The organism is Streptomyces sp. SDr-06, from assembly GCF_003324565.1.
Classification (GTDB): Bacteria; Actinomycetota; Actinomycetes; order Streptomycetales; family Streptomycetaceae; genus Streptomyces.
Window position 1 is genome coordinate 140,016 of the sequence record NZ_QOLA01000013.1, and the last position, 14,853, is coordinate 154,868.

Annotated in this window: 14 protein-coding genes; 4 read left to right on the forward strand and 10 right to left on the reverse strand. The window is 74.3% G+C overall.

Translation table 11 applies throughout. The features are described from left to right. Nucleotides 1-21: 21 nt before the first annotated feature. Nucleotides 22-2,535, reverse strand: a complete 2,514-nt coding sequence (locus DT019_RS24845; RefSeq protein ID WP_114039105.1) for a helicase C-terminal domain-containing protein — start codon at nt 2,533-2,535, stop codon at nt 22-24. A 113-nt stretch (nt 2,536-2,648) separates the two neighbouring features. Here DT019_RS24845 and DT019_RS24850 point away from each other — a divergent pair, with 113 nt between their 5' ends. Next, on the forward strand, nt 2,649-3,647 hold the full coding sequence (locus DT019_RS24850) for a hypothetical protein (protein WP_114039106.1): 999 nt from the start codon (nt 2,649-2,651) through the stop codon (nt 3,645-3,647). A 724-nt stretch (nt 3,648-4,371) separates the two neighbouring features. On the opposite strand, the gene DT019_RS24855 is transcribed toward DT019_RS24850, so the two are convergent. The 4 genes from DT019_RS24855 to DT019_RS24870 are packed head-to-tail and all read right to left on the reverse strand — an operon-like array spanning nt 4,372 to nt 8,218. Beyond that, on the reverse strand, nt 4,372-5,328 hold the full coding sequence (locus DT019_RS24855) for an ABC transporter substrate-binding protein (RefSeq protein WP_114039107.1): 957 nt from the start codon (nt 5,326-5,328) through the stop codon (nt 4,372-4,374). Beyond that, nucleotides 5,325-6,137: an ABC transporter ATP-binding protein gene (locus DT019_RS24860; protein WP_114039108.1), complete on the reverse strand. Its 813-nt coding sequence runs from the start codon at nt 6,135-6,137 to the stop codon at nt 5,325-5,327. The genes DT019_RS24855 and DT019_RS24860 overlap by 4 nt, the downstream gene beginning before the upstream one ends. Beyond that, on the reverse strand, nt 6,138-7,214 hold the full coding sequence (locus DT019_RS24865) for a FecCD family ABC transporter permease (RefSeq protein WP_114039109.1): 1,077 nt from the start codon (nt 7,212-7,214) through the stop codon (nt 6,138-6,140). Next, nucleotides 7,211-8,218 (reverse strand): FecCD family ABC transporter permease, encoded by a 1,008-nt coding sequence (locus DT019_RS24870; RefSeq protein WP_223279740.1) that lies wholly within the window; start codon nt 8,216-8,218, stop codon nt 7,211-7,213. The genes DT019_RS24865 and DT019_RS24870 overlap by 4 nt, the downstream gene beginning before the upstream one ends. Before the next feature lie 88 nt (nt 8,219-8,306). On the opposite strand from DT019_RS24870, the gene DT019_RS24875 reads away from it, so the two are divergent. Continuing rightward, nucleotides 8,307-8,939 (forward strand): HAD family hydrolase, encoded by a 633-nt coding sequence (locus tag DT019_RS24875; RefSeq protein ID WP_114039111.1) that lies wholly within the window; start codon nt 8,307-8,309, stop codon nt 8,937-8,939. A 57-nt stretch (nt 8,940-8,996) separates the two neighbouring features. On the opposite strand, the gene DT019_RS24880 is transcribed toward DT019_RS24875, so the two are convergent. After that, nucleotides 8,997-9,251, reverse strand: a complete 255-nt coding sequence (locus tag DT019_RS24880) for a hypothetical protein (RefSeq protein WP_114039112.1) — start codon at nt 9,249-9,251, stop codon at nt 8,997-8,999. A 170-nt stretch (nt 9,252-9,421) separates the two neighbouring features. On the opposite strand from DT019_RS24880, the gene DT019_RS40920 reads away from it, so the two are divergent. After that, nucleotides 9,422-9,805 carry a cold-shock protein gene (locus DT019_RS40920; RefSeq protein WP_114039113.1) on the forward strand — a complete coding sequence of 128 codons (384 nt, stop codon included), beginning with the start codon at nt 9,422-9,424 and terminating at the stop codon, nt 9,803-9,805. 76 nt (nt 9,806-9,881) lie between these two features. Here DT019_RS40920 and DT019_RS24890 read toward each other — a convergent pair whose 3' ends face one another. The 4 genes from DT019_RS24890 to DT019_RS24905 form a co-directional block, all read right to left on the reverse strand. After that, entirely contained in the window at nt 9,882-10,775 is an 894-nt protein-coding gene (locus tag DT019_RS24890) for a 1,4-dihydroxy-6-naphthoate synthase (RefSeq protein ID WP_114039114.1), read from the reverse strand. Continuing rightward, a complete protein-coding gene (locus tag DT019_RS24895) occupies nt 10,762-11,472 on the reverse strand; it encodes a futalosine hydrolase (RefSeq protein WP_114039115.1) in 711 nt (236 codons plus the stop codon). Before DT019_RS24895 ends, DT019_RS24890 begins: the two co-directional genes overlap by 14 nt. A gap of 17 nt (nt 11,473-11,489) precedes the next feature. Beyond that, the gene (locus DT019_RS24900; protein ID WP_114039116.1) at nt 11,490-11,987 is read right to left on the reverse strand and encodes a DUF2771 domain-containing protein; all 498 of its coding nucleotides are present in this window, start codon (nt 11,985-11,987) and stop codon (nt 11,490-11,492) included. Between the two features lie 68 nt (nt 11,988-12,055). Beyond that, on the reverse strand, nt 12,056-13,429 hold the full coding sequence (locus DT019_RS24905; RefSeq protein WP_388980836.1) for an MFS transporter: 1,374 nt from the start codon (nt 13,427-13,429) through the stop codon (nt 12,056-12,058). A gap of 319 nt (nt 13,430-13,748) precedes the next feature. On the opposite strand from DT019_RS24905, the gene DT019_RS24910 reads away from it, so the two are divergent. Continuing rightward, nucleotides 13,749-14,660 (forward strand): DUF3027 domain-containing protein, encoded by a 912-nt coding sequence (locus DT019_RS24910; RefSeq protein ID WP_114039118.1) that lies wholly within the window; start codon nt 13,749-13,751, stop codon nt 14,658-14,660. Nucleotides 14,661-14,853 lie beyond the last annotated feature (193 nt).

Genomic DNA, 14,853 nt, shown 5'->3' on the forward strand with positions numbered 1-14,853 from the left:
GCGGAGCCCGAGGGGGTGGGGTCAGGCCGGGTCGTCGGCCAGTTCTGCCACGCCTGTGATGCGGTGGAGCGGATACGTGCGGACCTCGTCCGCCGTGTGGTCGTACGCGGTCACGAACCCACCCTCCACCCGCACCGGCGCGATGACCCGCTGACTGGCCGTGCCCTCCGCGTTGACGTAGCCGATCCACAGCGCGGACCCGGTCATGGCCGCCGCCTGCACGGTGGCCAGCGTCTCCGCGGACGAGGTGCGCGGCAGCGAGCCGTCCGCGCGGGCGGCCTCCGGCTCCTTGCGTACGACGGTGGCCGCCGTGTCGCCCGCGCGGATCGCCCGCACCGCCGCGTCGAGCAGCGTCTCGTCGGGCAGCGGCGGTCCGTCCGGGACCGGCACCGGCGCCGTGCGGCGCGGGGTGCGGCGGGAGTCGGCGCGGGCGATGAGGACATCGCCCTCGGCGGACTCGGCGGCCGGGGCGTACCCCATCGATCTCAACCCGTCGAGCAGCGCGGCCGGTTCGGCGGTGGTCGCGAGCACCGTCGGGGCGAGCCGGCGCAGCCGCAGCGGCTGGCTGCGCCGGTCGGCGAGGATCTCACTCAGCATCGCCTCGTCGTCGCAGCGTACGTACGCCGAAGCGGCGCCCACCCTGAGGTGGCCGTGTCTGCGGGCCACGTCGTCGATCAGATAGCTGAGCGGCTGCGGCACCGGCGTACGGCTGTGGTCGGTCAGGAAGGCCTGGAGGTCGGCGGCGGTCTGCCCGGCGTCGAGGGCGCGGCGCACCGAGCCCGCGGTGAAGCGGTAGACGGTGGCGCCGCCCTTGGACTCGATGTCGGCGAGCACCCCGAGCATCGCCGCGAGCGGCCGTCGCAGCGGGCCGGGCGCGACCGCCGTGAGGTCCGCCTGGAGCAGTACGTGGTCGACGGGCTCGGGCAGGTGCGGGGCCAGCGCGGCGGCGGCGCGCAGGCCGAGCGCCTCGCGTTCGGCGGCGCCGGCGGCCGGGGCGAGCAGGGCGCGGCCGTGGGTGGTCAGCGCGCCCCGGCCGGTCACCCCCAGCAACTCGGCCTCGGACAGCGTCCATTGGGCGAGCCGGGAGCGCAGGTCGTCGGGGCCGCTGCGGGCCGGGCGCTCCCAGCGGAGCCGGGCGAGCAGCGACTCGGGCTCCGGCGAGGTGGCCTCGGGCAGGGTGGTGAGCAGGGTCAGGACGCGGTGGCGGACCTCGGGGGCGGGGGAGCGGTCGAGGTCGGGGCCGAGCGCCGCGAGGGTGCGGCCCTTGGCGTCCTGATCGCCGACGAGGCCGGCGGTGCGGGTGGCGCCCAGCCAGGCCACGGCGAGCCGGGCCCAGCGTTCGGCGGGCGGCAGCTCCAGCCAGTCGTCGTACTCGGGGGTCGGCGCGTAGCGCTCGTCCGCCTCGCCGTCGGACGCCAACAGCCCTGCCGCGTAAGCAAGTTCGAGCCAGAACGCGGCGACCGGCTCGGTGGTGTCGAGGGCGGTCGCGGTGCGCTTGAGGTCGCGTACGGAAAGCCCGCCCGCGCGCAGCACGGCGGGGCCGCCCTCGTTCCACTCGGCGAGCAGGTCCTCGACGGTGGTGAGCGCGGTGAACGCCTGGCCCGCGGCCGTCGCGTCCACCACCTGGGCGCGGTACTCGCGCAGCGGCGCGACGGCGGGCGGCACCGGCTCGGTGGTGCGGTGCGCGCGCCCGGCGCGCAGATGCAGGGCGACCTCGCGCGGCAGCACCAGGGTGCGCGCGGACGCCGGGAGCAGCAGGCCGTGGTCGCGCAGCCAGCGCACCGGCGGCGGCGGATCGGCCGACACCTCGCCGTACGGCGGGCCCCACACCAGCCGGTCCAGAACGGTGAGCGCCTCGGTCGGGGCCGTGTCGAGGAGCTCGGCCATGCGCTTGCGGTCGGTGAACAGGGAGGTCAGCGCGGCGACCGCGGACACCGGGTCGTGGGTGGCCGGGAGCCCGGCGGCCTGCAGGATCTCCTGGATCCGGCCCGGCGACATGCCCGCGGTCGCCTCGGCGACGGTGGGGCCGAGACCGGTCGGCGAGGGGTGGGTGGGGGAGGGGGCGAGCAGTTCGCGGGCGGTGCGCACCAGGCGGAGCCGGTCGTCGCCGCCCCAGACGAGGGCCTGCTCGCGCAGCGTGGCGAGCGCGCCGGGCAGCGCCTCCACCACGGCCGCGTCGCCGTCGTCCCCGGCGAGCAGGGCGCGTACGGCGTCGTAGGGTGCCGGGTCCGGCGCCACGGCCAGGGCCTGGGCGGTCTGCAGGGCGAACTTGTCCAGTCGCTCCAGGGCCCGTACGACCGAGGCCCGGGTGCCGGCCCGGGTGGCCAGCTGGGTCAGGTCGCCGGGCACGGGGCTGAGCAGATCGGGGCGGGCCCGCAGCAGTGCGGCGAGGGACTCGTCGGGGCGGGTGCGCAGGGCCTCGGCGAGGGTGCGGGGTGCCGAGGCCGCGGTGCGGGGCGCCGCGGCTGCCCCGCTCGTCTCGCCGGTCGTTCCTTCGGGCACGTGCGCCTCCTGATTGCGCTCGCCGGTCCCCATCCGCCCCACGGTAGCCCGTGCGCGCTACCGTCAGGACCCGGAGCCGGTGTCCGAAACGCGACCGGACCGGTGAACGGCTCGGGGCGGGTGGAGCCCGCGGAGGGGAAACGCGCGTGGGGATCGAGAGCGACCAGCTGGTCTACGACTACCTGAGCCGGGTCGGGGACCTGGCCCAGCAGCGGCAGCTGCCCTCCGGGGACCGGATGCGCCTCGTGTCGTCGCTGCGCAACGAGATCGACAGGCAGCGGGCGAAGTACGGGAGCGAGACGCCCGCGACGGTACGGCGTGTTCTCGGGCGGTTCGGGACGCCGGAGGAGGTGGTGGAGGCGGCCGCGTCCGGGTCCGGCCCGGGCTTCGGCGCCGGTGCGGGGTCGTACGCGGCGGAGCCCGCCGCCGACCCGGCGGTGCCGGTCCAGCGCGACCGGCTGTTCCCGGGGCATGCCAAACGCGTACCGCGCCCCCGCCCGCGCGAGGCGGAGGAGGCGCCCCCGCCCGCGCTGCCCGCCCCGCCGCACCTGGCGGGCATCGACGAACTCGGCACGCAGGGCGTCGAGCCCGACTGGTGGCGGATCGAGCCGGGCGGGTCCGTCGGGGGGTTCGTGGGCGGGGTCGAGATCCCCGAAATACTGAAACCTCCGGCGGGTGACGAGGAGGAGGCCGGGGCGGACGAGGAGGCCGAACCGGACGCCGAGACCGAGGACGTGGTCGAGGCCGCCCCGGTGCGGCGCAGGCGCCTGGGCCTGGGCCCGCGCCGCTCGGCCGAGGGCCGCCGCGGCTTCTCCAACCCCCTGCTCCTCCTCGCGGCGGCGCTGCTCGTGGCGGGCGCGCTGTTCGGCCTGTGGCTGGCCCTGGGCGCGGGCTGGCTCCTGGCGTACGCGTCCCGTCGGCTGACCCGGGCGGAGTCGAAGTGGGCGGTCCTCGGCATGCCGGGCCTGACTCTGCTGGGCGGCCTGACCTGGCTGTGGGGCCGCCAGGACGGGCGCTGGGGCACGCCGATCGCCGAGGGCGGGATGGGGGCGGCGCTGACGGATATGTGGCCTTGGCTGATCCGGGTGGCGGCGGTGTCGTCGGCGGCGTTCCTGATATGGCGCTCCCAACGCCGCCCCCGCTGAGGGTGCTTGCCTCCGACCCCCTCCGCCCCCAAAACCCCGCCCGCGGGCCGTGCGCGCCTGCCCGCACAGTTCCCCGCGCCCCTGAATGCGCCTTCGTCCGCGGGCCGTGCGTGCTTGTTCGCGCAGTTCCCCGCGCCCCTAAACTCGATGTCGGCCTCGGGTCGTGTGTGGCTGGTCGCGCAGTTCCCCGCGCCCCTTAAACCCCGATGTCGGCCTCGCGCCGTGGACGGCTGGTCGCGTAGTTCCTCGCGCCCCTCAAACCCCTTTCGATCTGCGGACCGTGCCCGCTTCTCGCGCAGTTCCCCGCGCCCCTGGCAGTACTCGTGCTGGCCTGCACCGGGCACCTCAGCCCGTCATGGGGGTCCCCCCTGGCCCTTAAGGCCTTGGGGGAGTTTGAGGACGAGCGCCGTTCAGGCGCGAACGGGGGTGCAGGGGGCGGAGCCCCCGCCGGGGTTCGAGGGGCGGAGCCCCTCAGGGGGTCTGGGGCGCAGCCCCAGGGGCCGGGCCTTCCAACCCCGCGCGACGGGCGGGCGGGTGGGCAGACCCGCCGGGGTTCGAGGGGCGGAGCCCCTCAGGGGGGTTTGGGGGCGCAGCCCCCAAGGCTCAGCCCATCCAACCCGCCGCACGGGCGGGCGGGTGGGAAACCCCCCGGGGTCTGGGGCGGAGCCCCGGAACCAACCCCGCCGCACGGGCGGGCGGGTGGGCAAGCGGCCCCGGGTGGGGGCTAGTGCGGGAGCAGGTCGCTCAGGTCGGTCAGGACGCGCCCAGCCGCCCCGTACCCGATCCCCTGGATCCACAGCTCGTCGTCCACCGCGTGGACCCGCCCCGCCCGCACCGCGGGCAGCCCCTTCCACAGGGCGCTGGACAACGTCCGGGTCCGCTTCGCCTTCGCCGGGTCCCCGTACGTGGCGTAGAAGATGACGTCCGCGTCCGCGAGATCGATCCGCTCGGGGCTCACGTCGTACGAGAACCCGTCCTTGGCCCGGTCGACGACGGACGGCCGCCCGAGGCCGACGTCGTCGAGCAGCGTCGCGATGTAGTTCCGGCGGCCGTAGATGCGAATGTCCGCGCCCTCGACGAAGCGCACGACGTTGACCTTCAGCGCCGCCGCCCTGGCGGGCCCGCCGAGCCGGGCGGTCACCTCCCGCACCCGCGCCCCGTACGCGTCGGTGACCCGCTTCGCCTCGGCCACCTTGCCCAGCGCGAGAGCGTGCAGCTGGAAGTTCTCCTTCCAGGGGTAGCCGGTGGACTCCGTCATCACCGTCGGCGCGATCTCCTTGAGCTGCGCGTACGCCGCGCCGTGCCGCACCTTGCTGGTCAGGATCAGGTCGGGCTTGAGCGCCGCGACGGACTCCAGGTTCGGGCTCGTCATCGCGCCGACGTCCTTGATGCCCGCAAGTCCGTCCCGGGGCAGGTAGTCGAGGAACCCGGAGGCGACATCGGTGTGCGTCGCGCCGACCGGCCGTACGCCGAGCGTGATCGCCGAGTCGAGTTCCGCCGTGTCCAGGACCACGACGCGCTGCGGGTGCTCCTTGACGCGTACGTCCCCCATCGCCGTCTTGACGAGGTGTGAAGTGCCCTGGAATGAAGGCGAGTTGCCCCCGGACGAGCATGCCGTCGTGGTGGGCGCGGCCGTCAGGGCCAGGGCGCCTGCCAGTACGGTGCGGCGCGGAAGGGTCATCCGGGAATCCTCTCCACGGGGGGCGAGTAGGGGGCGCCGGGCACCACCAGGGGGGAGCCCGTCACCGGGTCCGGGACCACCACCGAGTCCAGGCCGAACACCTCGCGTACGAGATCCGCCGTCACCACGTCCTCGGGGCGGCCCTCGGCGACGATCCGCCCCGCCTTCATCGCCACGAGGTGGTCGGCGTACCGCGCGGCCTGGTTGAGATCGTGCAGCACCATCACCACCGTACGACCTCGCTCGTGGTTCAACTGCCTTACCAGGTCCATGACTTCGACCTGGTGCGCGATGTCCAGGTAGGTCGTCGGCTCGTCGAGGAGGAGGACGTCCGTCTCCTGGGCGAGCGCCATCGCGATCCACACGCGCTGGCGCTGGCCGCCCGACAGCTCGTCGACCGGGCGGTCGGCGAGCGCCGTCACGTCGGTGCGCTCCATCGCGTCCGTCACCGCGCTCTCGTCCGCCTGGGACCACTGCTGCCACCAGTGCTGGTGCGGCTGGCGGCCGCGCGAGACCAGGTCGGCGACGGTGATCGCCTCGGGCGCCACGGGCGACTGCGGAAGCAGACCGATCGACTGGGCGATCCGCCTGGTGGGGAGCCGCGCCAGCTCCGTGCCGTCGAGCAGCACCGCGCCGCCGCGCGGCTTCAGGAGGCGGCCGAGCGCGCGCAACGTGGTCGACTTTCCACAGGCGTTGGGGCCGACGATCACCGTCACCCGTCCGTCCGGTACCGCGAGGTCGAGATCCCGCACGACCGTACGGTCCTCGTAGGCGAGGGTCAGCTCGCGGGCCGTCAGCCGGCTGGTCATCTACTTTCCTCCCGTGGTACGGCTGCGCACGATCAGCCAGATCAGGTACGGCGCGCCGATCACGGCGGTGAGCACGCCCACCGGCAGCTCGGTCGGCGAGAACAGCTTGCGGGCCAGGAGATCGGCCAGGACCACGATGACCGCTCCCGTCAACGCCGAGCAGAACAAGGGTATGTGGGCCGTCCGCGTCATCCGGCGGGCGATCTGCGGGGCGAGCAGCGCGACGAAGTCGACGGGACCCGCCGCGCCCGTCGCCACGGAGGCGAGCACCACCCCGACGACGACCAGGCCCAGCCGCACCCGGCCGAGCCGTACGCCGAGCGCGGTCGCCGTGTCGTCGTCGAGGGAGACCGTGCGCTGGGCGCGGGCCGCCCACAGCACGGCGGGCACCAGCGCGAGCAGCACCCAGCCGAGCGGCGCCGCCTCGTCCCAGCCGCGCCCGTTGAGCGAGCCCGTCATCCAGATCTGCGCCTGCTGGGCGACCAGGTAGTCGCCCTTGGTCATGAACAGCGTCGTGAGGGAGCGCAGCGCGATGGCGCAGCCGATGCCGATCAGGACGAAGCGCGTGGCGTGCAGCCCGCCCCGCCAGGCGAAGACGTACACCAGGGCGGCGGCCACGACACCGCCGACGACGGACAGATAGGGCAGCACGGTGTACGAGGTGACGCCGAACGTCATCGCGCCGACCGTCAGCGCCGAGGCACCCTGACTGATGCCGATGATGTCGGGGCTGGCGAGCGGGTTGCGTGCGACGGTCTGGATGAGCCCGCCCGCGATGCCGAACGCGGCGCCGACCAGCAGCCCGACCACCATGCGCGGCAGCCGCAGCGTGCCGACGACGAGTTCGGCGTACGAGTCCTGGCCGGTCAGCACCTTCAGCACGTCGCCGGGCGCGACGAAGCTCTCGCCGACGCAGAGGTAGGCGACGCACAGCGCGGCCAGGACGACGAGGAGGGACGCGCCCACCGCCGTCGCCCCGCGGTGCAGCAGGAAGGCCGCGCGCCCGGCGCGTACGACCGTGTAACCGGCGGGCCGCACCGGGGCGGGCGCGGTCACGGTCGCGCGGGGGCCGCTCATGCCGGGACCGCCTTCCTGCGGACCAGCGTGACCAGGAACGGCACCCCGATCAGGGCGGTCATCACGCCCGCCGGGATCTCGCTCGGCGGGAAGACGACCCGGCCGATCGTGTCGGCGACCAGCAGCATCACCGGGCCCACCAGCGCCGCCATCGGCAGCACCCAGCGGTGGTCGCCGCCCACGATCGCGCGGGCGATGTGGGGGATCGCGAGACCGATGAACGCGATCGGCCCGGCCGCCGCCACCCCGACGCCGGTCAGCACCGTGGCTCCGATGCCGCCCAGGACGCGTACCGTCGCGACGTTCTGGCCGAGGCCCTTCGCCACGTCCTCGCCGAGCGCCAGCGCGTCGAGGCCGCGCGCGACCCAGGCCACGAGGACGACGCCGACCAGCAGGAACGGCCATATCTGGTGGGCGACTTGGGCATCGCGGCCGGCCAGCGCGCCGACCTGCCAGAAGCGAAACTCGTCGAGCGCCGCCGCCCTGGTGGTGAGCACGCCCATCGTCACGGACACGAGCAGCGCGTTGATCGCGGCGCCGCCGAGCGCGAGCTTCACCGGGGTCGCGCCGCCGCGCCCGCTGGACGCGATCGCGTACACGACGACGGAGGCGATGGCCGCGCCCGCGAACGCGAACCACACGTATCCCGTCAGCGTGTGCACCCCGAGGAACGCGATGGCCAGGACCACCCCGACCGAGGCGCCCTGGCTGATGCCGAGGATGCCGGGGTCGGCGATGGGGTTGCGGGTGAGGCCCTGGAGCACCGTGCCCGCCACCGCGAGGGCGGCGCCGACCATCAGGCCGATCAGGGTGCGCGGCACCCGCAGTTCGCGGACGACCTCGGCATTGGGGGTGTGCGCGCCGCCGAACAGGGCGTCCAGGACCTGGGACGGCGGGATCGGGCGCGCCCCGACGGCGAGCGAGAGCAGGACCGCGACCAGGAGCGCCGCGACGGCCGCCGCCGTCGCGAGCGCGCGTCTGGTCCGGCGGGGTGCGGCTGACATAGGGCCCATCACAGGTCGGTGTTTGGTAAGGCTTGGCTAACTACGGGCGTCAGTCTAAGGGCCGGGACGCGCCGCCCACCTGGGCACAATGGCCCTCATGCCCCTCGACGCGCCCACGGTCGGCTTCGACCTCGACATGACCCTGATCGACTCCCGGCCCGGCATCCACGCCGTCTACCAGGAGCTTTCCGCCGCCACCGGCACGTACATAGACGCCGACCAGGCCGTCAGCAGGCTCGGGCCGCCGCTCGACTGGGAGCTGCGGCACTGGTTCCCCGAGGAGCTCATCGCCGAGATGGTCCTCAAATACCGTGAGATCTACCCCACACGCGCGATCCTGCCCACCCCGGCGATGCCCGGCGCGGTCGACGCGGTGCGCGCGGTGCGGGAGCTCGGTGGCCGCGCCGTCGTCGTCACCGCCAAGAACGCCCCGCAGGCCAGGCTGCACCTCGACCACCTCGGCATCACCCCGGACGAGGTCGTCGGCGGGCTGTGGGCCGAGGGCAAGGCGACCGCGCTGCGCGAACACGGCGCCGCGGTCTACGTCGGCGACCACCTCGGCGACGTGCTCGGGGCGCGCGCCGCGGGCGCCCTGTCCGTGGCGGTGCCGACCGGGCCGATCGGCGCGGCCGAACTGCGCGAGGCGGGCGCGGACGTGGTCCTCGACGATCTCACGTCATTTCCGGCCTGGTTGAAGGGTTACGCCGCCGAACGCGCTTGACAGCGGGGCCTCGTACTTGCGTACGGGACGGGCCGGTTCAGGTGAGACGGGACCCGGTCAGGCGCGGGCCCGGCGGCGCTGCTCCGCGACGGTGAGCAGCACGCCCGCGCCCGCGATCAGGAAGCCGACGCCCATCAGCATGCAGACGAGATAGGCGAACGACGGGAACGGCGCCGTGTGCAGGAACAGCGGGGCCACCGTGACGAGCGTGGCGAGCGCGCCCACGAAGAACACGACGACGCCGACGCGAACCAGCCGATCACCGGTGGTGAGGGCGTCGCGGTCGGTCTTGGCCTGGGTTTCGGTACTCACCCCGCCAGGGTAGTTCCCTGGTCGTAAGGACGGGCCGGGACGTCTTGTCAGTAGCTCCTGGACCATTAGCCTTGGTGTCGGCGGGTCGGAAGGCGACCCGCTGTAGTGCTATCCAGAGCCGTTTTTTCGGCGCCCCGCACACAACGACGAGTACGAGGACGAGGACAGACGTGCCTACCGGCAAGGTCAAGTGGTTCAACAGCGAGAAGGGCTTCGGCTTTCTCTCCCGGGACGACGGCGGCGACGTCTTCGTCCACTCCTCCGTGCTCCCCGCTGGAGTCGACGCACTCAAGCCCGGTCAGCGCGTCGAGTTCGGCGTCGTCGCCGGGCAGCGCGGTGACCAGGCCCTCTCCGTCACGGTCCTCGACCCGGCCCCCTCGGTGGCCGCGGCCCAGCGCCGCAAGCCCGACGAACTGGCCTCCATCGTGCAGGACCTGACGACGCTCCTGGAGAACATCACGCCCATGCTGGAGAAGGGGCGCTACCCCGACAAGGCGGCGGGCAAGAAGATCGCGGGCCTGCTGCGGGCGGTGGCCGACCAGCTCGACGTCTGATCCGACCACCGCCGCGCGGACGGCGGGCGGCCGTCCTGATCCAGGAGGTCCAAGAGCCCCAGGAGATCGGCGGGAGCTAGGGAGTCCGTGGGAACGACAGCGCATCGCGGCCGAGGGGCGGGACGAGCCCCTCGGCCGCGGCGCGTGTCAGCAGCCCGCGCACCGCGGCGTAGCCGTCCTCGCCGAGGTCCGCGGTGAACTCGTTGACGTAGAGCCCGATGTGCCGGTCGGCCACGGACGGGTCCATCTCCTGGGCGTGCTCCAGTACGTAGGGCCGGGACGCCTCGGGGTCGTCCCAGGCCAGCCGCACGGAGGCGCGGGCCGACTCGGCGAGCAGCCGCAGCGTGTCCTCGCCGAGGGAGCGCTTGGCGATGATCGCGCCGAGCGGGATCGGCAGGCCGGTGGTCGCCTCCCAGTGCTCGCCCATGTCGGCGAGCGAGTGCAGCCCGTACTGCTGATAGGTGAAGCGCGCCTCGTGGATGACGAGTCCGGCGTCCACCTTGCCGTCGCGCACGGCGGGCATGATCTCGTGGAACGGCATGACGACGACCTCGCCGACCCCGCCGGGCACGACGTCCGCGGCCCACAGCCGGAACAGCAGGTACGCCGTCGACCTCTCGCTGGGCACGGCGACCGTCTTGCCGGTCAGGTCACCGTCCCCGGCGCCCCGGGTGAGGACCAGCGGGCCGCAGCCGCGGCCCAGCGCGCCGCCGCAGGGCAGCAGCGCGTACTCGTCCAGGACCCAGGGCAGCACCGCGTACGACACCTTGAGCACGTCGAACTCGCCGCGCTCGGCCATGCCGTTGGTGATGTCGATGTCCGCGAACGTCACGTCGAGGGCGGGCGCGCCGGGCACCCGGCCGTGCGCCCAGGCATCGAAGACGAAGGTGTCGTTCGGGCAGGGGGAGTAGGCGATCTTCAGCGGCTCCGCCGTCTGCGGGCCGGTGTGCTGCGGCTCAGTGGGGCTCATGGGGTGTCCAACTCTCCAGTACGGTCGGGAGCTTCCCGAACGCGTCGGCGAGCGCCGCGAGCGCGTCGCCGATCCGCCAGGCCGAACGGTCGCGCGGGCCCACGGAGTTGGAGACCGCGCGGATTTCGAGGAGCGGGACGCCGAGCCGGTCGGCGGCCTCGGCGACGCCGAAGCCCTCCATCGCCTCGGCGGCGGCCAAGGGGTGGCGGGCCAGGAGTTCGGCCGTGCGCTCGGCGGTGCCGGTGGCGGTGGTCACGGTGAGGACCGGGGCCTCCAGGGCGCCGAGCGCCTCGGCGACGTCCCGGCGCAGCGCGGGCGGGGAGGCCAGCCGGTCGCGGCCGAAGCCGAGCTCGGTCAGCGGCAGGAAGCCCTCGGGGGAGTCAGCGCCGAGGTCGGCGGCGATGAGGTCCGAGGCGACGACGAGGGAGCCCAGCGGCGCGACGCCGGGGAAGCCGCCGCCGATTCCGGCCGAGACGACCAGGTCGTACGGGGTGCGGGCGAGCGCGACGGCGGTGCCGGCCGCGGCGGCCGCGGGGCCCGCGCCCACGGGCAGCACGTCGATCGCGTGGCCTTCGCGGCGGAAGCCGGCCGGCCGCGCGGGCGGCTCCTCGTCCCGCGCCGTATATCCGGCGCGGGCGAGGCCGGCGGCGACGGAGTCCGCCTCCGCCGCCACCGCGGTCACGACCAGCACACGCATCAGGCGGGGCCCGCTCGTCAGGAGTTGCTGCGCTTGAGCGTGAAGCTCCAGACCGACTCGGGCTTGTTGTCCTTGTTGACCTGCACGATGCTGACCTTCTTCTCCTTCGGCGCGGCGCCCTGCCCGCCGGTGGAGAAGACGTCGGCGCCGGGGAAGCTCCGGTAGGTCTGGGCGGAGGCCTCGGTGATCGGGCTGCCGTCGAGCAGCGCGATCCACTTGCTGCCGTCCTCGACGACCTTGGGGTCGACGCCGAGGCGCAGGGTCGCGCCGGGCGCGTAGTCGATCGACTTGGCGTCCTTGACGCCGCTGAGGCAGCTGGTGAGCTTGTCCTCGGCGAGCGGCTTGCCGTCGTCGCCGCGGCAGGACGCCTCGGTGTTGACGGAGTTCGTGCCGACCGTCACGGTCGCGAGAGGCGTCGGCTTGTCGCAGGCGGAGAGGACGAGGAGTCCGGCGGAGGCGGCGGCGAGTGCGACGCCGGCCCGGCGGGTCCTGCCGGAAGTGAACGCAACGGTCATGCAGCGAAGGCTATCGGTCGCCCCGAGCCAAGCCGCGCGGGGGTGTGGCGTGCCGTGTCGTGAGTCGCTCAGGCGACCCGGGGACGCGGGGTTCCGCGCCGCGCCGCGCCGAGCAGGCCGCGGACGGAGACGGCCGCCCCCAGAGCCAGCAGGGCCGCGGCCACCGACATGCCCAGGATGCCGTTGAGCGGCAGCGCGATGCCGATCGCGCCGCCGAGCACCCAGGCCACCTGGAGCAGCGTCTCCGAGCGGGCGAACGCGGACGTGCGGACCTCCTCCGGCACGTCGCGCTGGATCATCGCATCCAAAGACAGCTTGGCCAGCGCCTGGGTGAGCCCGGCCGTGGCGCCGAGCACGGCCACCATCAGGCCGCCGAAGAACGCGGCGCACAGCATCGCCATGCCCAGCGCGATGGTCAGCATCGTCACGATCAGGACCTCGGGTCCGCGCGCCCGCAGCAGCGAGCCGACCGCCGTGCCCAGCGCGTTGCCGACCCCCGCCGACACGCCGACGATGCCGAGCGAGACGGCCGCGCTCTGCCCGGACAGGGGGTGCTCGCGCAGCAGGAACGCCAGGAAGAAGATCAGGAACCCGGAGAGGGCGCGCAGCGCGGCATTGGCGTACAGGCCGTTCAGGACGGGCACGCCGACCGTACGCAGACTGGGCTTGCGGCCGCCGCGGTCCGAGAGCCGCGCCCGGGCCTCGCCCTTCGACGAGTCGACCTTGTGCGGCAGCGTGAACGCCAGGAACGTACCCGCGACGAAGACGCAGAACGCCCCGTAGAGCGGCCACTCGGGCCCGATGCGGGAGAGCCCGGCGCCGATCGGGGCGGCGATGCCGGTGGCCAGCAGCCCGGCGAGGGTGACCCGCGAGTTCGCCTTCACCAGGGAGAAGCGGGGTGGCAGCAGCCGCGGCACCACGGCGCTCCTGACCACGCCGTACGCCTTCGACGCGACCAGCACGCCGAGCGCCGCGGGATAGAGCTCCAGGCCGCCGGTGGCGACGGCGCCGGACATCGTGAGGGCGAGCAGGGCGCGGGCCAGCATCGCGCCGGCCATCGCGGCGCGCCGGCCGTGCGGCATCCGGTCGAGCAGCGGGCCGATGACGGGCGCCAGAAGGGTGAACGGCGCCATCGTGATGGCCAGGTAGAGGGCGACCCGGCCGCGGGCCTGGTCGGTCGGCACGGAGAAGAACACGGTCGAGGCGAGCGCCACGGTGATCATGACGTCGCCGGCGCCGTTCACCGCGTGAAGTTCGATCAGTTTGCCGAGCCCCGACTCACCGGCGCCGTGCGCGTGGGTCGCTTTTCTGATCGACCGGGCCGTCCCCGTGAACGGCAGGTGCAGGGCGCGGCCGACCGCCCGGCCTGCCCTGCGGAGGCGGCCGGACCCGTCCGTAGACCCTGACGACCTGGCGGTTGCCACCCCGCCATAGTGCCCCAACCCCGTCCGACCCGAACCAGGATTCGGACGTGCAGGTGGGCCGGGGGCCACGAAGGGGGTAGCGTGACAGGCGCGCCGCCCGCGGCTGCCCAAGGCCGCGCGCCTCTCCGCGATCCCGCAGAATGGATCGCAGAAGGTGCGCCTCCACGCTCATACGGAGCAGGGGGGACCCCCTTGGTCAGTGAACTGGACAGCCGCTGGGCAGTTGATCGCCCGGGCGCGGACGTTGACGCGGCCCCCTGGTCCGCTCCGCCCGCCGCCCGTACGCATTCGGCTCCCCGGCGCACCCGTGAGACGGCGTAGGAGAGAAGCGAGACCTGTGAGTGCTGCGACGACGCGAAGCCGTACCCCTGACCGCCTGTGCGCCGAGGCGGTCGACCTAGCCCGCGAGGCGGCGGAGGAAGCCGCCGCGCCGGGTGTGGTCGGCGAGCATGTGGCCCTGGTGTCGGAGGGCGACCGGGTCGTCACGCACTTCTTCGAGTGCAAGGAGCCCGGCTACCGCGGCTGGCGCTGGGCGGTGACCGTCGCCCGCGCCTCGCGCGCCAAGCTGGTCACCCTCGACGAGACGGTGCTGCTGCCCGGCCCGGACGCGCTCCAGGCCCCGGAGTGGGTGCCGTGGAGCGAACGGCTGCGCCCCGGTGACATGGGCCCCGGCGATCTGCTGCCCACCGAGGCCGATGACCTGCGTCTGGAGCCCGGGTACTCCGGCGAGGACGCGCCGCCGCCGAACTCCGCGGTCTCCGAGGAGATGGCCGAGCGGGTCGAGGCGGAGGACGCGGAGTTCGCCGAGCGGGACACCCCGGTGGCCACCACGCGCGGCTCCATCGCGGCCGTCGCCGAGGAACTCGGCATGCGGCGGGCGCGGGTCCTTTCGCGGTACGGGCTGCACACGGCGGCCGACCGCTGGGAGGAGTCCTTCGGCGGCAAGACCGCGATGGCTCAGGCGGCACCGGCCTCGTGCGTGTCCTGCGCGTTCCTGGTGCCCATCGCCGGATCCCTCTCCCAGGCGTTCGGGATCTGCGCCAACGAATTCGGTCCCGCGGACGGGCGTGTCGTGGCGCTCGACTACGGCTGCGGGGGGCACTCCGAGGCGGCGGTCATGCCCAAGCCGCCCCGCCCGGCGCCCCCTGTCCTGGACACGGTCGCCCCCGACCCGCTGGCCCTGCGGCCCCCTCGCGACGGCTCCGTCCCGGACGCGCCGGACCCGACGGACGACCTGGGCCACTCCTAGCCCCGGGCCCCTTGGGCTCCGCCCCGGACCCCGGGGGTTTGCCCACCCACCCGCCCGTGCAGGGGGTTGGATGCCCCAGCCCCTGGGGCTCCGCCCCAGACCCCGGGGGTTTGCCCACCCGCCCGCCCGTGCAGGGGGTTGGATGGGCTGTGCCCTGGGGGCTGCGCCCCCACACCCCCTGCGGGGACTGCGT